The sequence below is a fragment of the Amycolatopsis sp. NPDC004169 genome (genome assembly GCF_040610315.1).
Taxonomy (GTDB): domain Bacteria; phylum Actinomycetota; class Actinomycetes; order Mycobacteriales; family Pseudonocardiaceae; genus Amycolatopsis.
On record NZ_JBEXMD010000011.1, the window covers coordinates 74,078 to 97,876 of the forward strand.

A 23,799-nucleotide genomic window follows, 5' to 3' on the forward strand; every position below is an offset into this window, starting at 1 on the left:
CGGTGTCCCGCGGTGCCTTAAAGCCGACGGAGTCCACTCAAAACCCTTTCCATCAACACCAGATGTGCCTCGGCGCCGTCATTGCCCGTAATCGTCTTGTGCACCGTGACCAGCCCCGCGTCGGCCGCGTCGCTGATCAGCACCCGGGCCACGCCCAGTGGCACCCGCAGCGCCGAAACGATCTCGGCGACCGAACGGGGGGTCCGGCACTCTTCCATGATCGAGATGCACTCGATCTGCTCCGCGGCCACTTCGGGGAAGCCACCGGTGGCAGCGTAGTCCTTCGCGGAGATCAGTGTCTCCAGCTCCAGGGCGTAATTGGCCTTGGTGCGGCCGCCGGTCAGCGCGTACGGCCGGACGATCGCCGTCAGCTCCTCCGGCGCGGGCGGCGGCTCGAACACCGCGGGCATGACGAATTCGCCGCTGGGCGGGCCGGGGTCGAACAGCCCACCCGGCCTGGGACTGTCCCCGTCGGTACTGCCGGGGGGCGAGACTAAAGAGGTCACACGATCTCCTTGGTCGGCCGACGGCGCGGGCGCCGGCGGATCCGCGGCCGCGTGCGCACCGGCGGCCGGGGGTTGCGGGGACTCCTTGCTCTTCTTGCGCTTCCGGCGGGCACGGCCGGAATCCAGCGTGAACCCGTTGAGGACGTCGGCGAACGTGCCGTCGTCCCCACGCCCGGCGGGGCGGTGCCCCCCGGGTGGTTCGCCGTCGAATCCGGACCCCGTGCTCATCGCGCCATCATCCCACCGGTTCGCCGATCAGCGACCCCCCGGAGCCCTGGAGCTGGGCGCGCAGCTCCGGGGTGAGGATCTGACCGACCCGGTCGACGAGCATCGTCATCTCGTAGGCGACCTGCCCGATGTCGCAGTTGGGGGCGGCGAGCACGGCCAGGCACGAGCCGTCGCTGATCGACATCAGCACCATGATGCCCAGCTCCATCTCGACGACGGTCTCGTTGACCGCGCCTGCCTCGAAGCACCGGGCCGCGCCCTGGGTGAGGCTGACCAGCCCGGACGCGACCGCGGCGAGCTGGTCGGCCCGGTCGAGCGGGAGCCGGTTCGACGCGGTCAGCAGCAGGCCGTCCGCCGAGACGACCACGGCGTGCGCCACGCCGGGCACCCGCTCCGCGAAGTCGTTCACCAGCCAGCCGAACTGGTTCTGCGTCGGCTGCGCGCTACTCGGCGAGGTCATTCACCCTCCAAGGTCTCGTGGTTGGTCTCGGCCGCCTGTGCGGTGCGGTGGCGTCCGCGCTCGATGCCCTGCTGGAAGCTCCGCAGGCGGCCGCGCACGTCGTGTGCGTCCCGTTGTGGTCGGGGGGCCGTGGCCCCGGTGGACGGTCCGGCGCTGCCCGGGAGCAGCTGCTCCCCGCGACGGCGCCGGGGCAATCCTGCCGAAGTGAAGGTGGAGGGTACCGACTGGGACACCGCTTGCACCGCGCGCCAGCCGTCGTCGGTGCCGAAGTTCCACTCGGTGGTGGCCTCGACGGCGGTCTCTTCGCGGCGCGGAGCGGGCGTCTCCGGTGGCTTCCGGGCGGGCAGCGCGGACGGCGGGACGGCGGGACGGCCGTTGGCGACCGGCAGCTGCCCGGACTCCTGGAAGACGCCGGGCGGACGGCCGGAGCGCTGCGGGAGGGCGGGCCGCGGGAGGGTGTCGGAGGTGGACTCGGTCGCCGGACGACGGCTGGGCAGCGCGCCGCCCGCCGGGGGCCGGGTGCTCGTCTCGTCCGGCGGCGTGGTGGCTTCCGGCGCCTGCTGGGCGGTCGCCGGCTGCGGTGCGGCCCGCTCCGGTTCCGGCTCGGCGGCACCCGGCTGCTGCGGGACGGCCTGTTCGGCGGCACCCGGCTGCTGCGGGGTGGCCGGCGCCGCCGCCTGCCGGCCCGTGGCCGGGCTCTGCTCGGCCGCCGGCTGGGGCCGGAACTGCTGGGTCACCTGCGAGGCATCCGCACCCTGACCGGCCGCCTCCGCACCCTGCGCGGCGGCCGGCTGCGGCCGAAGCTGCTGCGCGGCCTGCAACGCGTCCGTGCCCTGGCCCGCCTCCGCACCCTGCGCGGCGGCCGGCTGCGGCCGGAGCCGCTGCGCGGCCTGCGACGCGTCCGCACCCTGCCCCGCCGCCGGCGAGGCCGTCTTCGCGCTCTGCTCGGCCGCCGGCTGGGCCTGCTGGGCCGCCTGGCCTGCCGACTGGGCCGTGCCGAGGCCCGGGCCCACCGGCGTCCCCGGTGTCGTCGGCTGGGCCGGGCGGGACCGCTGGGCCGCCGTCTGGCGGCGGCCGCGGGTCACGCCCTGCTGGAAGCTGCTCAAGCGGCCGCGGACGTCCGCCGGGTCGCGGACCGGGAGGTCCGGGCGCGGCGGGGCCGGCTGGGGGGCCGCCGGGACGGCCGGGGTGGCGCTGCCCGGAAGGAGCTGCTCACCGCGGCGGCGGCGCGGAAGGCCCGCGTCCGTGAACGCCGTCGGCTCGGCCTTCTTCGTCACCTCCTGGACCGTGCGGAAGTTCTCGTCGCTGGCGAAGTCCCAGCTGCGGCGCTCCTCCGGCGGCGTCTCCTGTGCGGCGGCCGGCTCTTCCTCGGAGGCGGCCGGCTTGTCCTCGCGGAACCAGGCCGACAGCATCTCGTCGAAGATCGGCGTCGTCTCGGAGCGGTCCGGGGCCGGGGCCGGCGGGGGCGGCTCCTGCCCCGCGGTCGCCTCCTGCCACCAGTCGCTGAGCGTCGTCTCGTTGGCCGTGAACAGGTCCTTGCCCGCCGGCAGGTCGTCCGCGCGCGGCGGGCGGCCCGGCAGCGGCAGCACCGCGGGCAGCTGCGGCAGGGCCGGGCGCTGCGGCGGGACGTCGTCGTCCTTCTCGATCGGGGCGAACAGCGCCGTCCCGGAGATCTCCAGGTCCGACGGCGGGCGCACGCCGGACAGCCCGGCCAGGTCGCTCGCCGACGGCCACCGCTCCTCGCCCATCGCCGGCTGCTGCGGCACCACCGGCCGCGGGCGGGACGAGCCGTTGACCGGGCGGCGCGGCAGCCGGTTGCCCGCCGCCGGGCTCGCCGCGTGCTGCTGGAGGGCGCCGATCGGGCCGGTCGCCGGGCCGTCGGTCACCGGCATCACCAGCTCCGGCGGGACGACGACCGTGGCGCGGACGCCGACGATGTCCTTGCCGCCGTGCAGCGACACCCCGATCCGGTGCCTGCTGGCCAGCCTGCCGACGACGAACAGGCCCATCCGGCGCGACGTCACCAGGTCGACCGACCCGGCCTCGGTCAGCCGGGTGTTCGCCTCGATCACCTCGCACTCGTTCATCCCGATGCCCTTGTCCAGGATGTCGATCTCGAGCGAGCCGTTCTCGCCCAGCCGGGAGGCCACCGTCACGCTGGTCTCCGGCGCGGAGAACGCCGTGGCGTTGTCCAGCAGCTCCGCGACCAGGCGCATCAGGTCGCTCGCCGCGTACCCGACGATCCGGGCCGGGGGCGGCGGCTGCACCTGGACGCGCTGGTACTGCTCGATCTCCGACACCGCCGCGCGCAGCATGTCAGTGGTGCCCACCGGCTTCCCGGACCGGCGGCCCGGCTCGGCACCCGAGAGCACCATCAGGTTCTCGTTGTTGCGCCGCATCCGGGTGGCGAGGTGGTCGAGCTGGAACAGCGTCGCCAGCTGATCGGCGTCCTCCTCGTCCCGCTCGAGCTGCTCGATCAGCTGCAGCTGCCGCTGCACCAGGCTCTGGCTGCGCCGCGACAGGTTGACGAAGACGCTGCCGTAGCCGGTGCGCATCGCGGCCTGCTCGGTCGCCAGCCGCAGCGCCTGGTGGTGCACCTTGTCGAAGGCCCGCGCCACCTCGCCGACCTCGTCGTCGGTGTGCACGCCGACCGGCTGGACGTCGGTGCCCTGCGCCCGGCCCTCCTGGATGTTGCGGACCGCCTCCGGCAGCGCGGTCTCGGCGACGTCGAGGGCACTGCGGCGCAGCACCTTCAGCGAGCGCAGCAACTGGCGGGTGATGAGGAAGACGACCGCGACGGCCAGCACCATCGCGGCGAACAGCAGCACCGCGAGCAGGCCGGCCCCGCTGCTGGAGTCGTCGACCAGGTCGGCGGCGGTCTGCGACGCCGACGCGCCGAGCCGGTCGGCGAGCCGGCCGATCTGCGTGTGCATCGCCGAGGAGGCGGCGGCCCAGTCCGCGGCAGGCAGCGCGCGGAAGGCGTCGTCGACCGCGCCGCTCTGGGCGTTCAGCACCGTTTCGACCATCCGGGCCCGGCTCTGGGCCTGGGCGCCTTCGGCGATCTCGGCGAAGTCGCGCTGCAGCGAGTCGCCCGCCGCGGAGCGGAAGTCGACGAGCCGGTCGGCGAGCCGCAGCTCGGCGGCGCGCAGGGTGGCCAGCTCGCTCGGCGTCAGCCCGGCCCGCCCGATGCCGTAGGAGACGAGGGCCTGGCTGAGCGACACCTGCTCGCCGGCCACCAGCAGTTCGTGCAGCCCGGCGGGCAGGCCGCCGAGGGTGCCGTCACCGGCGCCGGCGGTGGCCGCGGTGTCGAGGCTGATGAGGGACCCGGTGAGCGCGGAGTACGCCGTGATGGCCTGCGCGGGGTCGAGCTGGCCGCCGTCGACCTGGCGGCGCAGGAAGGCGAGGTTGCCGACCTGCGCCGACGCCGCGCCCGCGGCCCCGGACACGCCGGGCTCGACCTCGGCCGCGCGGGCCTGCTCCGCGGTGAACGGGCCGGTCGCGGCGTCGGTGGCTTTGCGCGCCGCGGCCAGCTCGGGGGTGCCGCCGACGGTGCCGGCGGTCAGCATCGCCGAAGTGACCGTGCGCTCCTGCTGGAGGGCGGCGGTCAGCGTGCGCACCCCGCCGCCGAGCGCGACCAGCCGGTCGAGCCGCTGGTACTCGTCCGAGCGGCCGACCTGGGCCGCGATCGTCGCGACGCCCAGCACGAGGGCGAGGACGATGGGCACGACCGTGACGGCCGAAAGCTTGACGGGCAGGCTCCAGTCGCGCCACTGCACCAGCGCGCGCCACACGGCCCTCCCCTTCGACCGCCGGGGCGCTCGGCCGAGCAGTTCCCCGACGGGCACCTGACCTTCTCCTGCAACGGTCACGTGAGTGACTCCCTGTCCGGCGTCATGGATCCGCGTCGGCGGCGCGGCGTCCCGGTGCGCGACGGGCCGGACGGCCGTGCCGCCCCCGCCCTGCCGCTTCCCCGGCGCCCTCGCTCGTCCCCGGCAGCCCGGCCGTCCGTGCGCCCGTTCCCGGGCAGGCACCGCCTCGCCGTCCCGTGCCCGGCGCGCTGCCGCGCGGGACTATGCACGTGCATGTCGCAAGTTGCGTTGTGCACGGTGGTCGAGATCAACTTTATCGGTGCCAATCGATCGCTGCGGTCAGCTGGGCCAAAGAATCGTACCCCCGATGCCGTGCCGGTCAATTGTCTTCCCCGTTCGGGCGCTGACCTGCGAAAAGTGCTTTCGCGACCGGACACCGGCCACGACATTCCACCGCAGTGCCCGCTAAGAGGCAATTCCGGTTACCGGACTGTGGACCCAGTGCATCCGGTCGTCACCCGATTAGCCCAGACAGGCTAGCAGCATCCCTCGGTCGATCTACACTCGGTACCACCAACGGGTGGGTCAAGTCTCAAGATGTGCCCGATGTTGTGGCGTTGCGCGTTCCCCGGCCCCGACCTGGTGATTTCTTTCGAAACCCTACACTGACCAGTGGATCTTCACCGGCCGCGGGACCCTTCGCACCACCCGCGAGCAGGATCAAGTCGGCAATTCGGCTACTTTCGGTGACCACCTCGGCAGAACGACCAGCAGCGTTAGCCCGTTTGCCCTAACGGACTTCGTGCCCGACAACGACGAGTCACAATTCTTTGGAGCATTACCGGAGTTCTCCGGAGTGCGTTGTCGCCGGTCACGCTTTCGATGTGTTCGACAGGAAAACGAATACCGCCCCGCGAACCGACCGGACGGTCCGGCCACTTCGGCAGCCGCCGGATGGCGTAGTTACGATGTGCCCTCGCAGTCCGCAAGGGCGGCCCGGCACCCCTGCCCCGCAGGCGCCCCGGGGCCCGCCGCCACGGAGGCACTCTGCCGGAGGCACCCATGTACGACGTAGCGCGGCCCGCGCCGGGCAACGCCCTCGAGGAGACGAGCCGGTTCCCGGTCTTGCCCGCCGGGTCCGCCCCGGCCGGGGAGCCGCCCCGCCGGCCCGCCGCTCCCCCGGAGCCCGACTACCCCGCGATCCAGGCCAGCCCGGAGTTCGTCTCGCTGCGACGCCGGTTCCGCGGCTTCGTCTTCCCGCTGAGCTTCGCCTTCTTCGCCTGGTACATGACGTACGTGCTGCTGGCCGCGTACGCGCACGAGTTCATGAGCCGCAAGGTGTTCGGCCAGGTCAACGTGGGGATCCTGCTCGGACTCGGCCAGTTCGCCAGCACCGCGCTGATCACCTGGTTCTACCTGCGCTACGCCCGCCGCCGGCTCGACCCGCGGGTCGCCGAGCTGCGGGCGCGCGCGGGCCTCGTGGACGGGAAGCGCCGATGACCGCGCTCGCCGCGGGTGGGACGGCCACCAGCAACCCCGTCGTCAACACCGTCGTGTTCGCCCTCTTCGTGGCGATCACCCTGTACGTCGTCTACCGGGCCGGCAGCCGGAACACCTCGACGTCGGACTACTACGCCGCCGGCAGCGCCTTCACCGGCCGCCAGAACGGCATCGCGCTGTCCGGTGACTTCCTCTCGGCGGCGTCCTTCCTCGGCATCGCGGGCGCGATCGCCGTGCACGGCTACGACGGCTTCCTGTACTCCATCGGCTTCCTGGTCGCCTGGCTGGTCGACCTGCTGCTGATCGCCGAGCTGACGCGCAACACCGGCCGGTTCACCATGGGCGACGTCATCAGCTTCCGGATGAAGCCGCGCCCGGTCCGGGCCGCGGCGGCGACGTCGACCCTGGTCATCTCGCTGTTCTACATGCTGGCCCAGATGGCGGGCGCCGGCGGCCTGGTCGCCCTGCTGCTCGACATCCACACCCGGCTCGGGCAGGCGCTGGTGATCGGCGTGGTCGGCCTGGTCATGGTGCTGTACGTGCTGGTCGGCGGGATGAAGGGCACCACGTGGGTGCAGATCATCAAGGCCGGCGTGCTGATGCTCGCCGTCGTGCTGATGGCGGTGTTCCTGCTCGGCAAGTACGGCTTCAGCTTCTCGAACCTGCTCCAGGCCGCCACCGAGAAGAGCCCGCTGGGCGGGCACCTGCTGGAACCGGGCGGCTCCTACGGCAAGGACGACACCACCAAGCTCGACTTCGTGTCGCTCGCGCTGGCCCTGGTGCTCGGCCTCTCTTCGCTGCCCCACCTCTTGATGCGCTTCTACACGGTGCCGAACTCCCTGGAGGCGCGCCGCTCGGTCGTCTGGGCCACCGTGTGCATGCTCGTCTTCTACGCGTGCACGCTGGTGATCGGCTTCGGCGCGGCCGCGCTGGTCGGCTCGGACGAGATCAAGAGCGCGCCGGGCGGGGAGAACTCGGCCGCGCCGCTGCTGGCGCTGCACATCGGCGGGACGCTGCTGCTGGGCGTGATCGCCGCGGTGGCGTTCGCGACGATCCTCGCGGTGGTGGCCGGGCTGACGATCACCGCGTCGGCCTCGTTCGCCCACGACGTCTACGCGAACATCTTCAAGCGCGGCAAGGCCGAGCCGGCGGACGAGGTCCGGGTGGCGCGGCTGACCGCGATCGCGGTGGGCGCGCTGGCGATCGTCGGCGGGGTGCTGGCGAACGGGCAGAACGTCGCGTTCCTGGTCGCGCTGGCGTTCGCCGTGGCCGCGTCGGCGAACCTGTCGACGCTGCTGTACTCGTTGTTCTGGAAGCGGTTCAACACCACCGGCACGCTGTGGGGCATGTACGGCGGCCTGATCGCCTGCCTGCTGCTGGTGCTGTTCTCGCCGGTCGTCTCGGGCGCACCGGACTCGATCTTCAAGAGCATCGACTTCGCCTGGTTCCCGCTGAAGAACCCGGGTCTGGTGTCGATCCCGTTCTCGTTCCTGTGCGGGTTCGTCGGGACGCTGGTGGGCCGGCCCAAGGCGGACGCGGAGAAGCAGGCCGAGATGGAGGTCCGCTCGATGACCGGCATCGGGAGCTGAGCCACGGGCGGCCTGCGTCAGGCGTGCAGGCCGTCCAGGATCACCTCGAGCACGCGCTCGCCGTCCTCCGGGCTGCAGTTGCGCACGGCCATCCCGGCGCCGTGCCCCAGCCGGAGGACGTCGGCGCCGACGACGTCCGGCCGGACCAGCCCGGCTTCCTGCGCCGCTTCGACGAGCACCCCCGTCGCTTCGCGAAGCCGCTTCTGGCAGTAGAGGAACGTCTCCGACCCGGAGTCGATCGACTCCTTGAGGATCGTCGCCAGCTTGTGCCGCTCGACGACCCAGGTGACCTGGGCGCGCAGCCACGCCTCGAGGGCCTCCCACGGCGGCAGCTCCTCGTGCAGGGCGAACGCGCGGTCGGCGAGCACCGTGATCTCGTCGCGGTAGACCGCCTCGAAGAGCTTCTCCCGCGTGGGGAAGTGCCGGTAGAGGGTGCCCGCGCCGACGCCGGCCTTCTTGGCGACGTCGTCCAGCGGCACGTCGGCGCCCTGGGTGGTGAAGAGGTCGTTCGCCGCCGCGACGATGCGCTCGTAGTTGCGGCGCGCGTCCGCGCGCATCGGACGCTCCGTGTCCGGCATCCCGGCCTCCTCAGGTAACCGGAGAGATTCTCCGAATTCACTTGCGCATCCGGAGACACTCTCCATATTATCGGATCGCCCGCAAGTGGAGAACCTCTCCGCTTCTTCTCTTACTCCTCGGGGGAGTATTCCTTGTCGCAACAGACGCTCGACCGCGCGCCCGCACCGGCGCGCCCCCACCGCAGCGGGCTGGTCCTGGCGATCATCCTGACCTGCCAGCTCATGCTCGTCCTCGACGCGACCGTGATGAACGTCGCGCTCCCGCGCATCCAGTCCGACCTGGGGTTTTCTGCCACCGGCCTGTCCTGGGTGATGACCGCCTACAGCCTCGTGTTCGGCGGTCTGCTGCTGCTCGGCGGCCGCGCGGGCGACCTGTTCGGGCGGCGGCGCATGTTCGTCGCGGGCGTCACCGTGTTCACGCTCGCGTCACTGGCCGGCGGCCTCGCCGATTCGGCCGCCCTGCTCATCGCCGCCCGTGTCCTGCAGGGGGTCGGGGCCGCCATGGCGGGCCCGAGCACGCTGGCCCTGGTGACCACGACGTTCACCGAGGCCAAGGCGCGGGTCCGCGCGCTGGCGCTGTTCTCCGCGATGTCCAGCGGCGGCTTCGCGATCGGCCTGATCGTCGGCGGCCTGCTCACCGAGTGGATCTCGTGGCGCGCCGCGCTGTTCATCAACGTCCCGTTCGGTCTGGCGATCGCCGTGCTCGCGCCGCGGTTCGTGGCCGAGCCCGAACGCCGTCGCGCGCACCTGGACCTGCCCGGCGCGATCACCGGCACCCTGGGCGTCGGCTCGCTCGTGTTCGCCTTCACCCACGCCGCGTCCGACGGCTGGGGCAACGCGGTGACGCTCGGCTCGCTCGCCGCCGGCCTGGTGCTGCTCGCCGGCTTCGTCGCCATCGAAGCCAGGACGGCGCTGCCGCTGGTGCCGCTGCGGCTGTTCGCCGACCGCAACCGCAGCGCGGCCTACGTCAACTTCTTCCTCGGCCCGATGGCGATGATGTCGATGTTCTTCTTCCTGACCCAGTTCATGCAGGACATCCGGCACTTCGCGGCCCTGGCGACCGGGTTCGCGTTCCTCCCGATGGCGGCGCTGATCTTCACGATGAGCCGGCTCGTGCCGCGGCTGCTCCCCCGCTACGGGCCGAAGCCGATGGCCGTCACCGGCTCGCTCCTGATGGTCTCCGGCGTCGTGTGGCTCTCGTTCCTCACCACCGGCAGCACGTACTTCCCGGCGCTGCTGGGGCCGCTGCTGCTGATGGGGCTCGGCGCCGGGCTGTCGTTCGCGCCGCTCAACGTGATCGTGATGGCAACCGTGCCGGGCGAGGACGCGGGCGCCGCGGGCGGCGTGCTGCAGACGATGCAGCAGGTCGGCAGCACGCTCGGGCTGGCCGTCCTGGTGACGGTGTTCGGCTCGGTCACCCGCTCGGCGGCCACGACGGGCCCGCAGCTGACGGTCGACGGCATGACGGCGGCGTTCGCCACGGCCGCGGCGTTCGCGGCCTGCACGGTGCTGGTGGCGTTGACGTTCCGCCGCGTTACAGCTTCTGCCCGGCCTTGACCTTGTGCGTCACCCGGCGCTCGACGAGGAACGAGACGAACGGGACGCAGCCGGCCAGCAGCACGAGCACGGTGCCCTTGATCGACCAGCGGGCCTTGATGGCCAGGTCGATGGTGAGCACGAGGTAGATCATGTAGAGGACGCCGTGGATCGGCGAGTAGACCGCGGACGGCGTCGGGTTGCCGAAGGCGTACCGCAGCACCATGACGAAGCAGAGGCCGAGCAGGCCGACACCGGTGACGTAGGCGGCGGTGCGGAAGCGGACCAGGGGGCCGGCGAGCGGGGCGGCGGTGCGGGCGCCTTCGGTGCTGGTGGTCATCGGGTGGTCCTCACTCTTGCTCACTCTGCTGCCTGCTCGTCGCGGGCGTGCAGTTCACGCAGGTAACGGTTGTAGGCGGCCAGTTCCGCGTCCTCGTCCGTGACGGGGGTGCCCGGGGTGTCCGGGCGGGGACGCGGGGCGGGCACCTCGGGCTTCACGGCGGCCGGTTCGGGGGGCTCGCTTTCGGCTTTCTGCCGGAGTTTGCGGATCCGCCAGAACATGAAGGCCGGGAAGAGCCCGAACAGCGGCCACTGCAGGACGTAGCCGAGGTTCTGGAAGGTGCCGTTCGCGGAGGTGAAGCGGTCCCACTGCCACCAGGCGAGCCCGCAGCAGACGAGCAGGCTCACCAGGCAGGTCGCGACGATCGCGATCCGGCGACCCCAGGGGGAGCCGACCGGCGGGTGAGGGTCTGGCACGAGTCGACGCTAGCACTGGCCGGCTGAGAGCTGTCGCGCGGTCGTGGCCGGGGTGGCCGGGCTCGCAGCGCAGGTCGCGGCCCGGGCGAACGGCAGCAATCCCCAATCCGGGACGGTTGTGGACAGCTCGGTCACCCGGCACCGGATTCCGGTTCTTCGTCGGGGGGCGCCGATAGAATGGATCCGGGGTCAGCCCCCAGGGATCGGGTGGGGCTCGTCTGGTTACGGGTGGGCCCGCCAAACGACCCGGAGTGACCTCAGCCCTGCTTGCGCGCCGCCTGGGCGGCCTTCGCGTACCCGTCCGCCAAGCCGAACACCTTCTGCGCGTACTCCGTCGAGTTGTTGTACGACAGGATCCCCGCCCACCACCCGCTCGGGCTCGCCATGTCCCGCCCGCCCGCGCACAGGTACCGCGCCGCCGCCAAGGCCGCGTCGTCGATCTGCTGCGGGTCGCCCAAGCCGTCGCCGTTGCCGTCCGAGGCCCACTTGCGCCACGTGCTCGGGATGAACTGCATCGGGCCCACCGCGCGGTCCACACTCGGGTCGCCGTCGTAGCGGCCGCCGTCCGTGTCGCCGATGGCCTGGACCCCGGCCGAGCCGTCGAGGGGTACGCCGATGATCGGCTTGGACGGGCGGCCGTCCGCGCCGAGGACCGCGCCCGCGTACTGGCCGTGGTTCGACTCGATGCGGCCGATGCCGGCCAGTGTCGCCCAGGAGATCTTGCAGCCCGGCTGGTCCGCGCGCATCGCCAGCTCCGCGTTGCCGTACGCCTGCAGCGCCCGCGCCGGGACGCCGGTGGCCGCCGCGACCTGGGCCGCCCACTGGGACAGTGTCGCCGGGCCCGTCTCGCGGGGGCGGGCCTGCTGGGGTGATGTCTGCTGCTCGGCCCCGCCCGCCACCGCGCCGCCCGCCGGGGCGACCGAGCCGGGGCGGACGTCGGCCGCCTTGACCTGCAGGGCCGGGATTTCGGTGGTGGTCGGGCTCGCCTCGGGCGTCGAGGCCCGGGTGACGAGCCAGATCCCGCCGCCGGCCACGGCCAGCACGGCGAGGACCACGAGCAGCCGGGTGAGCACGGCCACGCCCGGAGCGCGCGGTGCCGGTGCGGCGGGGGCGGCTTCCTCGGCAGGATCGCCGATCGGGTCGTCCTCGGTCTTTCCGGTCCTGGTGCGCACGAAACTCCGGTCCTCCAGCGTGTGTCGACACTCTGTCAACGAGCCCGCGCAGGTTAGCGTTACGCGGGCCGTCGCCATCGTCTCACCACGCCGGGTCACCCGGCCGAGTGGAAAACGTCTCGTCAGGCGGACTTCTGCTGCCGCGCGAGCCGCGCGACGCACCAGGCCGGGGCACTGCCGCGGCGCAGGTGCTGCAGGACGGTCATCGGGCCGAGCCTGCGGCTCAGGTCGGACGGCGCGAGGCCGGCCGCCCGGTAGTCGAGGGCGCGCTGGTCGAGCGGGCTGATGCCGGCGTCCCACCACTCCTCGGCTTCGGCGACGCCGCCGACCATCTGCCACCAGCCCGCGGCGGCGGTGAGGAGCTCTTCGGGCACCTCCGGCAGCCGGCTGCGCATCGCGGCCAGGTAGCCGGGGTCGGCCGACTCGACGGGGACGAACCGCGACTGGCCGGTCCGGGCGCGCTGGCCCGGAATGCCCGGCGCCTGCGCCGGAGCGTCGGCCAGCCACGCGGAAGCGATGCGGTCGACCTCCTGCTCCTCGGGAGTCCTCTCGCGCTCCGCGGCCCACTGCCGGATCAACGCGTCCACTCCGGGATCTCCGGTCATCCCTGCCTCCTATGTAGGTCCCCGACGGACAGGCCCTGACGCCTGTCCCACGCGGTGGTGCCGCACGCACCAACCTGCACCTTGCTGAGTGGAAACTGCCTGCGTACCGGGGTTCTCCGGGGGGATGGCGAACCACCCGATCACGCAATGTGAGCACCGTAGGGCCGGGGTGGTCCCCTTCGCCAGACCCCGGCTGGTACGAATTCGACGACCTGCGCGTTTTCGGCCGCAATCCACCCGGATGGTCGAGTGCCGGAGTCCGAAATCCGAGATTGGTGACACTGGGTGATTTACCGTCCGTTTGCACGCAGGGTAGTCACCGGCACCGCCCGTGGCGGTACCGGCACGGAGGAGCACCAGGTCAGGAGAAGAGCGCCCGGAAGAACGTGACGATCGCTTCGGCGCCGTCCTTGAGCCAGCCGAGCACGCGGTGCACGAAGTCGGCGGACTGGGTGGGCTGGGTGATCAGGAGGAAGAGCACGAGCGCGACCACGCCCACGATGAGAATCTTCTTCACGCCGCCCGACATGTGCTTCCTCCCCGGCTCGCCGTCCCCGTCCTGGGAGTGGCCACCCCAATACTGTAGGGAAGGCGTCCACGGAAGACACCTCGATCGAACCAGGAGCGGCCATGTCCCGGAACGTGCTGGTGCAACGGGCCGACGCGGTGACGACGATCACCATCGACCGCCCGGCCGCCCGCAACGCCGTCGACGGGCCCACGGCGGCCGAGCTGGCCGACGCGTTCCGCGCCTTCGACGCCGACCCGGACGCGGCCGTCGCGGTGCTGACCGGGGCCGGCGGCGCGTTCTGCGCGGGTGCCGATCTCAAGGCGATCGGCACCGACCGGATGAACCGCACTCACCCGGACGGGGACGGCCCGATGGGGCCCACCCGGATGGCGCTCGGCAAGCCGGTGATCGCGGCGGTGCACGGGCCGGCCGTCGCCGGCGGGCTCGAGCTGGCGCTGTGGTGCGACCTGCGGGTGGCCGACACGACGGCGGTGTTCGGCGTGTTCTGCCGCCGCTGGGGCGTCCCGCTGATCGACGGCGGGACGGTCCGGCTGCCGCGGCTGATCGGCCAGTCCCGCGCGATGGACCTGATCCTCACCGGACGCCCGGTCGACGCGACCGAGGCCCTGGAGATCGGCCTGGCCAACCGGCTGGTCCCGGCGGGCGAGGCCGTCTCCGCGGCCCAGGAGCTGGCCCGGCAGCTGGCGGCGTTCCCGCAGGCGTGCCTGCGCGGCGACCGGCGGTCGGCACTGGCCCAGTGGGGCGAGTCCGAAGAGGACGCGCTGACCGCGGAGTTCGCCGCGGCCATGGGCACGGGCGTCCTGGCCGCCGAGGCGGTCGACGGCGCGGCCCGCTTCACCGCCGGCGAAGGCCGCCACGGCACCTTCACGTGATCCAAGGGTCGACTCGCGTGATTGGGGAGTCGACTCGCGTGATTGAAGGGTCGACACGGCCGGCGCTTTCGGTTTCGTCGTGTCGACCCTCCGATCACGCGTGTCGACCCGGCAATCACGCGTGTCGGCGTTCAGATCACGCGTGTTGACCGTTCTGTGATCGGGTGTGCTTCGACCGGGGGATGCGGGTGGCTCGGGCTTGCCGGTTCCGGTCAAGCGGCCGATAAGGTCGTCCGATGGATGACGACGGTGTCGGAGTCGAGCTGCGGCCGGTGGCCGAAGGCGACCTCGACCTCCTGGAGCGGCTGACCAACGATCCCGTCGCCGCCGGCGAGCACCAGTGGTTCGGCTGGCACGATCCCGGCTACCTGCGCCGCCGGTGGCTGGAGACCGGGATGCTCACCAGCGAGACCGGCATGCTCGTGCCGACGCTCGGCGGCCGCGTCCTCGGGCTCGTCTCCTGGCACCGCACCCGCACCGGGCCGGCGTCCTACTGCTGGAACATGGGCCTCGTCCTGGCGCCGGAAGCGCGCGGCCACGGCTACGGCACCGAGGCCCAGCGCCTGCTCGTCGAGTACCTCTTCGCCCACACCCAGCTCAACCGGGTCGAAGCGACGACCGAGGTCGGCAACCGCGCCGAACAGCGCTCGCTCGAGAAAGCCGGCTTCACCCGCGAAGGCGTCCTTCGCGGCTACGACTTCCGTGACGGCGAGTGGCGCGACCACGTCCTTTACTCGGTCGTGCGCTCCGACCTGGCGAAGAACTAGGCGATCACCCCCGCCGACCGCAGCGCGTCGAAGTCCGTGACGCCCAGTTCGGCGAGCACCGCTTCGGTGTCCGAACCCTTGACGCGCGGGGCTTCCGGCGTGGCGGGCGGCGTCCGATCGAACCGCGGCGCCGGCGCCGGCTGGACCATCCCGCCGATCTCGACGAACGTGCCGCGCGCCGCGTTGTGCGGGTGCGACGCCGCCTCGGTGGGCGAGAGCACCGGCGTCAGGCACGCGTCGGTGCCTTCGGCGCGCGCGACGAGTTCGTCGCGCGTGTGCTTGGCGATCGCCCCGGCGACGATCTCGCGCAGGCGCGGCCACTGCGTCTTGTCGATGTGCAGCGGCAGCTCCGCCGGGTCCAGCTCCAGGACCTTGACCAGGTCGCCCCAGAACCGCATCTCGATCGCGCCGACGGCGACGTACTTGCCGTCCGCGGTCTCGTACGTGTCGTAGAACGGCGCGCCGCCGTCGAGCATGTTCTCGCCGCGCTCGTCCGACCAGAGGCCGGCCGCCTTGATCCCGTGCAGGCTCGTGGTGAGCAGCGCGGCGCCGTCGACCATCGACGCGTCCACGACCTGGCCGCGGCCGGAGGTGTTCCGCTCGTACAACGCGGCCAGGATGCCCATCGCCAGCAGCAGCCCGCCGCCGCCGAAGTCGCCGACCAGGTTCAGCGGCGGCACCGGCCGCTCGCCCGCGCGCCCGATCGGTTCGAGGGCGCCGGCGATGCCGATGTAGTTGATGTCGTGGCCGGCCGCGCGGGCCAGCGGGCCGTCCTGACCCCAGCCGGTCATCCGGCCGTAGACCAGCCGTGGGTTGCGGGCGTGCACGACGTCCGGGCCGAGCCCGATCCGCTCGGCGACGCCCGGCCGGAACCCCTCGATGAGGACGTCGGCGGTGTCGCACAGCTTCAGCACCAGCTCGACGCCTTCGGGCGTCTTGGTGTTGATGCCGGCCGACCGGCGGCCGCGGGCGAGCGGGTCGGTCCCGATGCCGAGCACGTCCTCCCCCGGCTGCGCGCGGTCGATGCGCACGACGTCGGCGCCGAGGTCGGAGAGGATCATCGTGGCGAAGGGCCCGGGCGCGAGACCGGCGAGCTCCACCACCTTCAGGCCGCTGAGCGGACCTGCCTTCATGAGCGGCACCTTTCAGAGCGAGCGGGAGATGATTTCCTTCATGATTTCGCTGGTGCCGCCGAAGATCCGGGAGATGCGGACGTCGGCCCAGGCCCGCGCGATCGGGTACTCGGTCATGTAGCCGTAGCCGCCGAAGAGCTGCACGCAGTCGTCGATCACCTTGTTGACGCGCTCGGTGGTCCACAGCTTCGCCATCGCCGCGCCCTGCACGTCCAGTTCCCCGCGCAGGTGGCGTTCGATGCACTGGTCGAGGAACGCGCGCGCCACCGCGGCTTCGGTCGCCGCCTCGGCGAGGGTGAACTTGGTGTTCTGGAAGGAGAAGATCGGCCGGCCGAACGCCGTGCGCTCCTTGGTGTATTCGAGCGTGAGGTCGACCGCCGCCTCCAGCCCGGCGACCGCGGTGACGGCGATGATCAGCCGTTCCTGCGGCAGCTGCAGCATCAGCTGGAAGAAGCCTTGGCCCTCGGCGTCGCCGAGCAGGTTCGCGGCGGGCACGCGGACGTCGTCGAAGAACAGCTCGGCGGTGTCCTGGCCCTTGAGCCCGACCTTGTCGAGGACGCGGCCGCGGCGGAAGCCCGGGGTGTCCGTCTCGACCACGACCAGCGAGACGCCCTGCGCGCCCGCGTCCGGGTCGGTCTTCACCGCGACGACGACGAGGTCGGCGTGGAACCCGTTGGTGATGAAGGTCTTGGCGCCGTTGATGACGTAGTGGTCGCCGTCGCGGACCGCGCGCGTCTTGATGCCCTGCAGGTCGGAGCCGGTGCCGGGCTCGGTCATCGCGATCGCGCCGACCATCTCGCCGCTGGCCAGCTTCGGCAGCCACTCGCGCTTCTTCTCTTCCGACGCGTAGGCGAGCAGGTAGTGCGCGACGATTCCGTTGTGGACGGTGACGCCCCACGCGCTGTCGCCGGCGCGCGCCTGCTCTTCGTAGAGGACGGCTTCGTGGGCGAAGGTGCCACCGCCGCCGCCGTACTCCTCGGGGATGGACAGGCACAGCAGGCCGACGTCGCCCGCCTTCGTCCACAGCTCGCGGTCGACCTTCTTCTCCGCCGCCCAGCGCTCCTGGTGCGGGACGGCTTCCTTCTGCAGGAACGACCGCGCGAGCTCGCGGAGGTCATCGAGCTCGGTCGTGCTCCACGAGCTCTTCGGCAGTTGCAGCGGCACGGGACCCTCCTGCTGGAAAACATTCCGATCAGCATGTAAGTTCTACTCGGAATGTACATCCATTCCGTCCGGTAGGTAAAGCAGGGAGGCCGCGGTGACCGAGACGGCGCACCGGACCCAGGCGCAGCGGCGCGAACAGACCCGCACGGCACTGCTCGACGCCACCATCGACTGCCTGGTCGAGATCGGCTACGCACGCACGTCGGTGCAGGAGATCTGCGCCCGCGCGCGCGTGTCGAAGGGCGCGGTGCAGCACCACTTCACCGCGAAGGCCGAGCTGATGGCGGCCGCCGTGGAGCACCTGACGACGAAGCTGCGCCGCCAGCTCGCGGCCTCGCTCGACGACCTGCCGAGCGGCGGCAACGGGGTCGCCGCGGCGATCGACCTGCTGTGGGCCGGCTACTCCGGCACGCTCTCGACCGCCGTCACCGAGCTGTGGGTCGCCGCGCGCACCGATCCCGAGCTGCGGGCGGCCATCCGCCCGGTCGACCGCGCCCTCGGCCGGGCCACGCTGGAGCACGTCACCCAGGTCGCCGGCGAGCTCCCGCCGGAACGCGCGGAAATGCTGTTCTGGCTCACCGTGAACCTCACCCGCGGGCTGGCGCTGGACGCCGAGCTCGGCGGCGACCCGAACCGGCGACGGCAGCTGCTCGAGGAGTGGAAGCGCATCGCCGTCCTGCTCTACCAGGACGCCACCACTGCGCCGAGTTGACCAGCGCGGCCGCACCAGGGTGCTTTGCCCCTTATCCCGCAGGCCGATTCATGGTCCAATCCCCTCCGAACGAGGGGAGTTCCGATGACCGCCGCCCCGTACCCGTACTCCTACGGTCCGCCGCCCACGCCGCCGCCGGCCGACCCGGGTGCCGTCTTCCGGCTGTTCGCCGCGATCCTCGGTGTCCTCGCCGCGGCGCTGGTGATCGTCGGGTCGTTCCTGCCGCAGACGTCGTTCGAGCAGGTGGTGGACGACAAGACCGAGAGCAGCCAGACGGTCAGCGCGTGGTCGCGCTCGTTCGCGGTCGAGCCCACCGGCGAGGCGAAGAAGTTCTACGACCAGACCCACGTCGCCCGGTACGGCATCCCGCTCACCGCCGCCTCCGTCGTGTTGCTGGCCGGCGCCGGGCTGGCGCTCGCGGGCGCGCGCCGCTCGGCCGGGCCGGGCCTGCGTTCGGGCGCCCGGACGGCCCTGATCGCCGGGGCCGCCGGGGTGACCGCGGCGGTGTGGATGCTCGGCATGGACGTCTCGGCCACGTTGACCTACGAAACGGACGAAGGAACGGTCAAGTCGCACTACACGACCGGGATCGGGTTCTGGCTGCTGGTCGGCGGCGGGATCGTCGCCCTGCTGGCGCTGGTGTCCGCGGCGCTGGCCGGGCGGCAGGCGCCCCCCGCCCCGGCTGCGGCCGGGCCGCCGCCGGGGCCGTACCAGCAGCCTTCGCGGCCGTACCCGGTGCCGCCGCAGCAGCAGTACGCGCAGCCGTACCAGGGTTATCCGCCGTCGCAGCCGTTCCCCGCGCAGGCCCCGCAGACCGGCCCGCAGGCACCGCCCGCGTACGGCGGCCCGCCCTCGCAGCCGTTCCCGGCGCAGCAGCCGGGCGATCCCTACGGCGGCGCCACGCAGGCCCAGCCGCACCCGGCGCACCAGGATCCGACCGAACCGAACTACCAGCTGCCGCCGCTGCACCCGCCCAATACGTGAATCTTATTCACATCACGCTGGACAACTGACGTACCGACGGTATGGTGTACTCGTCGGTAACCCCTGCGCGACGTCGCGCGGACTCCGCCGGAACGGAGACGTCATGACCAGCACGACCCCCGCGAACGCAGTCGAAGACACCACGTTGCCGCCCACCGTCGGCGGCGTCGCCGGGGCGCCCGGCGCGGCGCGGGCGGCCCAGCTCGTCGCCCGGGTGACCGGCGGCGCGGACTCGGCACCGATCCGCATGCGGGCGCCCTTCACCGGGCTGCCGATCGCGACGCTGCCGCAGGCCACCGACGCCGACGTCCGCGCGGTGTTCGCCGGCGCGCGCACGGCCCAGCGCGCGTGGGCGGACCGCTCGCCCGCCGAGCGCGCCCGCGTGCTGACCCGCCTGCACGACCTGGTGCTCGCCCGGCAGGACGAGGTGCTCGACCTGGTCCAGGTCGAGGCGGGCAAGGCCCGGCTCGACGCGTTCGACGAGGTCAGCGCGACCGCGCTGGTCGCCGCCTACTACGGCAAGCACGCGCCGAAGATCCTCGCGCCCCGCCGTGTCGCCGGCGTCATCCCCGGCCTGACCCGGGCGGGCGAGGTCCGGCACCCCAAGGGCGTCGTCGGGATCATCTCGCCGTGGAACTACCCCCTCGCCCTGACCGCGATGGACGTCCTGCCGGCGCTGGCCGCGGGCAACGCCGTCGTGCAGAAGCCGGACAACCAGACCGCGCTTTCGGCGCTGTGGCTGCACGAGCTCGCCGAGGAGGCCGGGCTGCCCGCCGGGACCTGGCAGATCGTGCTCGGGCGGGGCTCGAAGATCGGCACCGCACTGGTCGAGGAGTCGGACTACCTGTGCTTCACGGGGTCCACGCCGACCGGCAAGGAGCTGGCCGGGCAGGTGGCGAAGCGGCTGACGTCGTACTCGCTGGAACTCGGCGGCAAGAACCCGATGGTGGTGCTGCCCGACGCCGACGTCGCGAAGGCGGCGACGGGTGCGGTGACGGCGTGCTTCTCTTCGGCGGGCCAGCTGTGCGTGTCGGTCGAGCGGATCTACGTCCACGAGGACATCCGCGACGAGTTCACCCGCGCGTTCGTCGCCCGGACCGCGGCGCTGCGGCTCGGCGGCGCGCTGGACTACCAGGCCCAGATGGGTTCGCTGACGTCGGAGGAGCAGCTCGCGGCGGTGTCGAAGCACGTCGAGGACGCCCGCGCGAAGGGCGCTTCGGTGCTCACCGGCGGCCGCGCGCGGCCCGACCTGGGCCCGCTGTTCTACGAGCCGACGGTGCTTTCGGGCGTCACCCCGGACATGCTGCCGTTCGCGGAGGAGACGTTCGGGCCGGTCGTCTCGATCTACGGCTACACCGACGTCACCGAGGCGATCGAGCGGGCCAACGACACGCCGTTCGGGCTCAACGCCAGCGTCTGGTCCCGCAACGGCCGCGCGGGCTGGGAGGTCGCGGCCCGGCTGAAGGCCGGGACGGTCAACGTGAACGAGGGCTACGCGGCGACGTTCGGCAGCGTCGGCGTCCCGATGGGCGGGATGAAGGACTCCGGCGTCGGCCGCCGCAACGGCGCCGAGGGCCTCCTGAAGTACACGGAGTCCCAGTCGATCGCCCTCCAGCGCGGCCTCGCCCTCCGCCCGCCGCGCGCGGTCCCCGGTTCGCTGTGGTCCCGAGGCATGACCCTGGGCCTCAAAGCCCTCCGCCGCCTCCCCCGCTGACTTCCCAACCCGTAACTCGCGTGATCCGGGCCGGAACTCGCGTGATTGCCGCCGTCACGGCCCAAATCACGCGAGTTACGGCTCCGATCACGTGAGTTACGGCTTCCGTCACGCGTGTTCGGCGGTGGGGGCGGTGAGGAGGCCTCGGTCGTAGGCGATGGCGACGGCTTCCGCTCGGCGGCTGGCGCCCAGCTTGGCCATCACGCGGGAAAGGTGGACGCTCACCGTTTTTTCGCTGATGTAGAGCTCTTCGCCGACCTGGCGGTTCGTGCGGCCCAGCGCGACGCGTTCCAGGACGTCGCGCTCGCGGTCGGTCAGCGGGTCGGTGACCGTGCGGGCCGGGGCCGCCGGTTCGACGCCGTCGAGCTCGACGCGGGCGCGGTGGGCCAGGTCGCGGACGGCGTCGCGCAGCGGGATCGCGCCGAGCCGGACCGCCACCGCGTGGGCCGCTTCGAGGGCCGCTCCCGCGTCGGCGTCCGCGGCCAGGCGGGCTTCGGCCTCGTGCCAGCGGCAGACCGCCTGCTCGTAGACGGCGCCGTAGCCGAACGCCTCCGCCGCGACCGCCCACTTCTCCGCGTCGCCGCGACCGGACAGGCAGCTCGCCGCCGCTTCCAGGCGGGCCAGCCACGCGCGGCCCTCCGGCCCGAGCGTTCCCGAGCGCGGCTGGCCGACGACCGCGCACATCCGGCCGTGCGCCAGGAACCGCTCGCCGGCCGCCACCGCGGCTTCGGCCCCGGCCTGGTCGCCGTGGACGCGGGCGTCGGCGGCCAGCCTCGCCGCGGCGGACACGCCCAGCGCGGCCACCCGGATGCCGGCCAGCAGGCCGGGCTCGATCCGCTCCAGCCAGCCGATCAGGTCTTCGGTCTGGCGCACGGCTCCGGCGTGGTCACCGCGCCAGTACGCCAGCTCGATCCCGGCGCCGCCGGCCGCTAGGGGGATCTGCATGTCCGCCGCCCAGTGCTGCCGCAGCCCGCCGAGCAGCTTCTCGCCCTCGACGAACCGGCCGCGGGCGACGACGAACAACGACCAGTTGGCCAGGATCCGCGCGGCGACCGCGCTGGACACCCCGCGCCCGGCGCGGCCGGCGCTTTCGTCCGGCCAGTCGCCCATCAGGTAGCGCAGCATCAGCTGCCGCGCCCGCAGCTCCAGCCCGTAGACGCTCCAGCTCAGCCCGGTTTCTTCGGCGCGGGCGACGCCGTGCGAGGCGTGTTCCAGCGCTTCGGCGAACTCGCCCTGGTCGTCGTGGCTCAGCGTGAGGAAGTAGGTCGCGCGGATTTCGGTGTTGTACGCGCCGACGTCCCGCGCCTTGCGCTGGGCCTGGCGCAGCCGCTCCCGGGCCTCGGCGGCGTCGCCGCGCGAGTCGGCCAGCGTGCCCAGGGTGACCAGCGCCGACGCCTCCGCGCCCGTCGCGCCCACGGCCTGCGCGTCGGCGACCGCGCAGAGCGCGCTGTCGAGCGCCGCTTCGGGCTGGTCGAGGATCCGGAGGAACCCGGCCCGGCTGGCCAGCACCCAGGCGCGCGCGGAGCTGGGCTCGGTGTCCTTCACCAGGTTCCAGGCGCGGTCGATGGCCGCGACCGCCTCGTCGAGGGTGCCCTCCAGGGCGAGCAGCGCGTCCGCCAGCCGCCGCCACACCTTGGCGGCGCGGTCGTTCGGGATCTCGGGGGTCAGCGACTGGGTGGCGGAGCGGGCGAAGGCGGCGGCCCGCTCGGGCTCGCCGGACGTGCCCGCGAAGTACGACGCCTCGTACAGCAGCCGCAGTTCGTCGAAGCCTTCCGGCCGGTCCGCCGGTGTGACGGCGTCCCAGATGGACAGTGCCTGTTCGACGTGCTGCAGCGCCGAGCCGGGCGCGCCGAGCTTCTCGGCTTCGTCCATCGCGCGCAGCAACGCCGGCAGCGCGGTGGCCAGGTCGCTGCTCTGCATCGAGTGGTAGGCCAGCTTGGCGTCGTGGCCGCGGCCCTGTGGCCGCGCCTTGATCCGCGCCGCGTACGCGGCGTGCGTGCGCGACCGCTCCCCCGGCAGCAGGTCGCCGTACACCGCTTCCTGCAGCAACGCGTGCCGGAACGTGTACGAGCCGTCCGAGAGCACCACCAGGACGTGGTGCTGGACGGCCTCCCGCAGGGCTTCGTCCAACTCCAGCTCCCCCAGGCCGGAGACCTCGGCGAGGGCGGCGTGCATGACGGGTTCGTTGGCCACCGAGATGACCCGCGCGACCCGGCGGGCGTCCGGGGAGAGCCGCTCGAGCCGGGACAGCAGCACCTCGGCCAGCCCGGCGGGCAGGTCGTTGCACTCGGTCTTGGTGGCGAGCAGCTCCTCGGCGAAGAACGGGTTGCCCTCGGAACGGCTGACGATGTCGGCGACCACATCGGACGGCAACGGCTCGTCGGCCAGCGCCTCGACGAACCGGCGGGCGTCGGCCGCGCCGAAGGGCTGCAGGTCGACGCGCTCGACGGTGGCGAGCCGGACCAGCTCCGACAGCAGGCCGCGCAGCGGGTGACGGCGGTGCACGTCCTCCTCGCGGTAGCTGCCCACGACCAGCAGCCGCTGCGCCCGCAGCCGGCTGAGCAGGAAGGACAGCAGGTTGCGGGTCGAGGCGTCGGCCCAGTGGAGATCCTCCAGCAGGATCACCACCGGGCGCGCCTGCGCTATCTCGGTCAGCACCCCCAGTACCGCGTCGAACAACTGCAGCTGACCGAGATCCTGCTCCGGCCGGGGACGCACCATGGTTTCCCGGTCGTTGGAGGTCATCGGCGGGTGTTCGGCCGCACGGGGCTCCTCGAAGCCCGGGCCCTGCGGCAGCAGCCGCCCGAGCGCGGGCCGGGCCCGCACCGCGGCGGCGACCGCCGGGTCCGTCGCGCTGCCCAGCGGGGCGAGCGCCTCGGCGAACGGAAGATAAGGGAGACCGCCCTCGCGGACGTCGATGCAGCGGCCGGTGAGCACCAGCCCACCGCACGCCGAGACGTGCTCGCCGAGCGCGGTCAGCAGCCGGGTCTTGCCGACCCCGGCGTCCCCCGAGAGCAGCACCGCGCCGGCTTCGCCACGTTCAGCCCTGGCGAAGGCGGCGCGGAGCCGCCGCATCTCGTGGGTACGGGCGACGAGCGGGATTCCGGAGCCGAGTCGGGGCACGAGGAGCATTGTTGCCTACCCCACCGACAGTTTCCGACCGCTTATCGCCTTCGACACCA

Annotated in this window: 20 protein-coding genes; 8 read left to right on the top strand and 12 right to left on the bottom strand. The window is 72.7% G+C overall.

Annotated elements, in window-relative coordinates; genetic code table 11:
- Window positions 1-17: 17 nt before the first annotated feature.
- From ABZX11_RS17245 to ABZX11_RS17255, 3 genes are read right to left on the bottom strand one after another with little or no spacing between them, the layout of a single operon-like run.
- Entirely contained in the window at window positions 18-734 is a 717-nt protein-coding gene (locus tag ABZX11_RS17245; RefSeq protein WP_254897236.1) for a DUF742 domain-containing protein, read from the bottom strand.
- A 7-nt stretch (window positions 735-741) separates the two neighbouring features.
- The gene (locus tag ABZX11_RS17250; protein ID WP_004561253.1) at window positions 742-1,194 is read right to left on the bottom strand and encodes a roadblock/LC7 domain-containing protein; all 453 of its coding nucleotides are present in this window, start codon (window positions 1,192-1,194) and stop codon (window positions 742-744) included.
- Window positions 1,191-5,039: a nitrate- and nitrite sensing domain-containing protein gene (locus ABZX11_RS17255; protein WP_354914136.1), complete on the bottom strand. Its 3,849-nt coding sequence runs from the start codon at window positions 5,037-5,039 to the stop codon at window positions 1,191-1,193. The genes ABZX11_RS17250 and ABZX11_RS17255 overlap by 4 nt, the downstream gene beginning before the upstream one ends.
- A gap of 1,026 nt (window positions 5,040-6,065) precedes the next feature.
- On the opposite strand from ABZX11_RS17255, the gene ABZX11_RS17260 reads away from it, so the two are divergent.
- Window positions 6,066-6,503 carry a DUF485 domain-containing protein gene (locus ABZX11_RS17260; protein WP_354913928.1) on the top strand — a complete coding sequence of 146 codons (438 nt, stop codon included), beginning with the start codon at window positions 6,066-6,068 and terminating at the stop codon, window positions 6,501-6,503.
- The gene (locus ABZX11_RS17265) at window positions 6,500-8,092 is read left to right on the top strand and encodes a cation acetate symporter (RefSeq protein WP_176175993.1); all 1,593 of its coding nucleotides are present in this window, start codon (window positions 6,500-6,502) and stop codon (window positions 8,090-8,092) included. Before ABZX11_RS17260 ends, ABZX11_RS17265 begins: the two co-directional genes overlap by 4 nt.
- A gap of 17 nt (window positions 8,093-8,109) precedes the next feature.
- Here ABZX11_RS17265 and ABZX11_RS17270 read toward each other — a convergent pair whose 3' ends face one another.
- The gene (locus ABZX11_RS17270; protein WP_354913930.1) at window positions 8,110-8,670 is read right to left on the bottom strand and encodes a TetR/AcrR family transcriptional regulator; all 561 of its coding nucleotides are present in this window, start codon (window positions 8,668-8,670) and stop codon (window positions 8,110-8,112) included.
- 132 nt (window positions 8,671-8,802) lie between these two features.
- Between ABZX11_RS17270 and ABZX11_RS17275 the strand changes: the two genes are divergently transcribed.
- Complete coding sequence (locus ABZX11_RS17275; RefSeq protein WP_354913932.1) at window positions 8,803-10,227, top strand: MFS transporter; 1,425 nt, start codon at window positions 8,803-8,805, stop codon at window positions 10,225-10,227.
- On the opposite strand, the gene ABZX11_RS17280 is transcribed toward ABZX11_RS17275, so the two are convergent.
- The 5 genes from ABZX11_RS17280 to ABZX11_RS17300 form a co-directional block, all read right to left on the bottom strand.
- Window positions 10,205-10,546, bottom strand: a complete 342-nt coding sequence (locus tag ABZX11_RS17280; protein ID WP_176175990.1) for a DUF3817 domain-containing protein — start codon at window positions 10,544-10,546, stop codon at window positions 10,205-10,207. The genes ABZX11_RS17275 and ABZX11_RS17280 overlap by 23 nt on opposite strands.
- 20 nt (window positions 10,547-10,566) lie before the next feature.
- The gene (locus tag ABZX11_RS17285; RefSeq protein ID WP_354914138.1) at window positions 10,567-10,917 is read right to left on the bottom strand and encodes a hypothetical protein; all 351 of its coding nucleotides are present in this window, start codon (window positions 10,915-10,917) and stop codon (window positions 10,567-10,569) included.
- 302 nt (window positions 10,918-11,219) lie between these two features.
- Window positions 11,220-12,134: a lytic murein transglycosylase gene (locus ABZX11_RS17290; RefSeq protein ID WP_354913934.1), complete on the bottom strand. Its 915-nt coding sequence runs from the start codon at window positions 12,132-12,134 to the stop codon at window positions 11,220-11,222.
- A gap of 122 nt (window positions 12,135-12,256) precedes the next feature.
- Window positions 12,257-12,739, bottom strand: coding sequence for a hypothetical protein (locus ABZX11_RS17295; protein WP_013224355.1), 483 nt, complete (start codon window positions 12,737-12,739; stop codon window positions 12,257-12,259).
- Window positions 12,740-13,100: 361 nt separating this feature from the next.
- The gene (locus ABZX11_RS17300; RefSeq protein ID WP_014466828.1) at window positions 13,101-13,268 is read right to left on the bottom strand and encodes a hypothetical protein; all 168 of its coding nucleotides are present in this window, start codon (window positions 13,266-13,268) and stop codon (window positions 13,101-13,103) included.
- Between the two features lie 101 nt (window positions 13,269-13,369).
- Here ABZX11_RS17300 and ABZX11_RS17305 point away from each other — a divergent pair, with 101 nt between their 5' ends.
- Together ABZX11_RS17305 and ABZX11_RS17310 are read left to right on the top strand one after the other, a co-directional pair.
- On the top strand, window positions 13,370-14,143 hold the full coding sequence (locus tag ABZX11_RS17305; protein ID WP_354913936.1) for a crotonase/enoyl-CoA hydratase family protein: 774 nt from the start codon (window positions 13,370-13,372) through the stop codon (window positions 14,141-14,143).
- A gap of 236 nt (window positions 14,144-14,379) precedes the next feature.
- Complete coding sequence (locus tag ABZX11_RS17310; protein ID WP_176175987.1) at window positions 14,380-14,910, top strand: GNAT family protein; 531 nt, start codon at window positions 14,380-14,382, stop codon at window positions 14,908-14,910.
- On the opposite strand, the gene ABZX11_RS17315 is transcribed toward ABZX11_RS17310, so the two are convergent.
- Both ABZX11_RS17315 and ABZX11_RS17320 read right to left on the bottom strand, forming a co-directional pair.
- Window positions 14,907-16,043 carry a CaiB/BaiF CoA-transferase family protein gene (locus ABZX11_RS17315; protein WP_354913938.1) on the bottom strand — a complete coding sequence of 379 codons (1,137 nt, stop codon included), beginning with the start codon at window positions 16,041-16,043 and terminating at the stop codon, window positions 14,907-14,909. The two genes, ABZX11_RS17310 and ABZX11_RS17315, sit on opposite strands and share 4 nt — an antisense overlap.
- 12 nt (window positions 16,044-16,055) lie before the next feature.
- The gene (locus tag ABZX11_RS17320) at window positions 16,056-17,207 is read right to left on the bottom strand and encodes an acyl-CoA dehydrogenase family protein (RefSeq protein ID WP_176175985.1); all 1,152 of its coding nucleotides are present in this window, start codon (window positions 17,205-17,207) and stop codon (window positions 16,056-16,058) included.
- Window positions 17,208-17,301: 94 nt separating this feature from the next.
- Between ABZX11_RS17320 and ABZX11_RS17325 the strand changes: the two genes are divergently transcribed.
- From ABZX11_RS17325 to ABZX11_RS17335, 3 genes are all read left to right on the top strand, one after another.
- Window positions 17,302-17,919: a TetR/AcrR family transcriptional regulator gene (locus tag ABZX11_RS17325; RefSeq protein ID WP_176175984.1), complete on the top strand. Its 618-nt coding sequence runs from the start codon at window positions 17,302-17,304 to the stop codon at window positions 17,917-17,919.
- A gap of 84 nt (window positions 17,920-18,003) precedes the next feature.
- Entirely contained in the window at window positions 18,004-18,903 is a 900-nt protein-coding gene (locus ABZX11_RS17330; RefSeq protein WP_354913941.1) for a hypothetical protein, read from the top strand.
- A gap of 103 nt (window positions 18,904-19,006) precedes the next feature.
- The gene (locus ABZX11_RS17335; RefSeq protein WP_354913943.1) at window positions 19,007-20,617 is read left to right on the top strand and encodes a succinic semialdehyde dehydrogenase; all 1,611 of its coding nucleotides are present in this window, start codon (window positions 19,007-19,009) and stop codon (window positions 20,615-20,617) included.
- 108 nt (window positions 20,618-20,725) lie between these two features.
- Here ABZX11_RS17335 and ABZX11_RS17340 read toward each other — a convergent pair whose 3' ends face one another.
- Window positions 20,726-23,749 (bottom strand): AAA family ATPase, encoded by a 3,024-nt coding sequence (locus ABZX11_RS17340; RefSeq protein WP_354913945.1) that lies wholly within the window; start codon window positions 23,747-23,749, stop codon window positions 20,726-20,728.
- Between the last annotated feature and the right edge of the window lie 50 nt (window positions 23,750-23,799).

Bases quoted from the DNA above. Each gene is read 5' to 3' on its own strand.
- ABZX11_RS17310 (WP_176175987.1), top strand. From the start codon at position 14,380: ATGGATGACGACGGTGTCGGAGTCGAGCTGCGGCCGGTGGCCGAAGGC.
- ABZX11_RS17305 (WP_354913936.1), top strand. From the start codon at position 13,370: ATGTCCCGGAACGTGCTGGTGCAACGGGCCGACGCGGTGACGACGATC.
- ABZX11_RS17280 (WP_176175990.1), bottom strand. From the start codon at position 10,546: ATGACCACCAGCACCGAAGGCGCCCGCACCGCCGCCCCGCTCGCCGGC.
- ABZX11_RS17270 (WP_354913930.1), bottom strand. From the start codon at position 8,670: ATGCCGGACACGGAGCGTCCGATGCGCGCGGACGCGCGCCGCAACTAC.
- ABZX11_RS17330 (WP_354913941.1), top strand. From the start codon at position 18,004: ATGACCGCCGCCCCGTACCCGTACTCCTACGGTCCGCCGCCCACGCCG.
- ABZX11_RS17300 (WP_014466828.1), bottom strand. From the start codon at position 13,268: ATGTCGGGCGGCGTGAAGAAGATTCTCATCGTGGGCGTGGTCGCGCTC.
- ABZX11_RS17260 (WP_354913928.1), top strand. From the start codon at position 6,066: ATGTACGACGTAGCGCGGCCCGCGCCGGGCAACGCCCTCGAGGAGACG.
- ABZX11_RS17265 (WP_176175993.1), top strand. From the start codon at position 6,500: ATGACCGCGCTCGCCGCGGGTGGGACGGCCACCAGCAACCCCGTCGTC.
- ABZX11_RS17250 (WP_004561253.1), bottom strand. From the start codon at position 1,194: ATGACCTCGCCGAGTAGCGCGCAGCCGACGCAGAACCAGTTCGGCTGG.
- ABZX11_RS17335 (WP_354913943.1), top strand. From the start codon at position 19,007: ATGACCAGCACGACCCCCGCGAACGCAGTCGAAGACACCACGTTGCCG.
- ABZX11_RS17340 (WP_354913945.1), bottom strand. From the start codon at position 23,749: ATGCTCCTCGTGCCCCGACTCGGCTCCGGAATCCCGCTCGTCGCCCGT.
- ABZX11_RS17245 (WP_254897236.1), bottom strand. From the start codon at position 734: ATGAGCACGGGGTCCGGATTCGACGGCGAACCACCCGGGGGGCACCGC.
- ABZX11_RS17295 (WP_013224355.1), bottom strand. From the start codon at position 12,739: ATGACCGGAGATCCCGGAGTGGACGCGTTGATCCGGCAGTGGGCCGCG.
- ABZX11_RS17315 (WP_354913938.1), bottom strand. From the start codon at position 16,043: ATGAAGGCAGGTCCGCTCAGCGGCCTGAAGGTGGTGGAGCTCGCCGGT.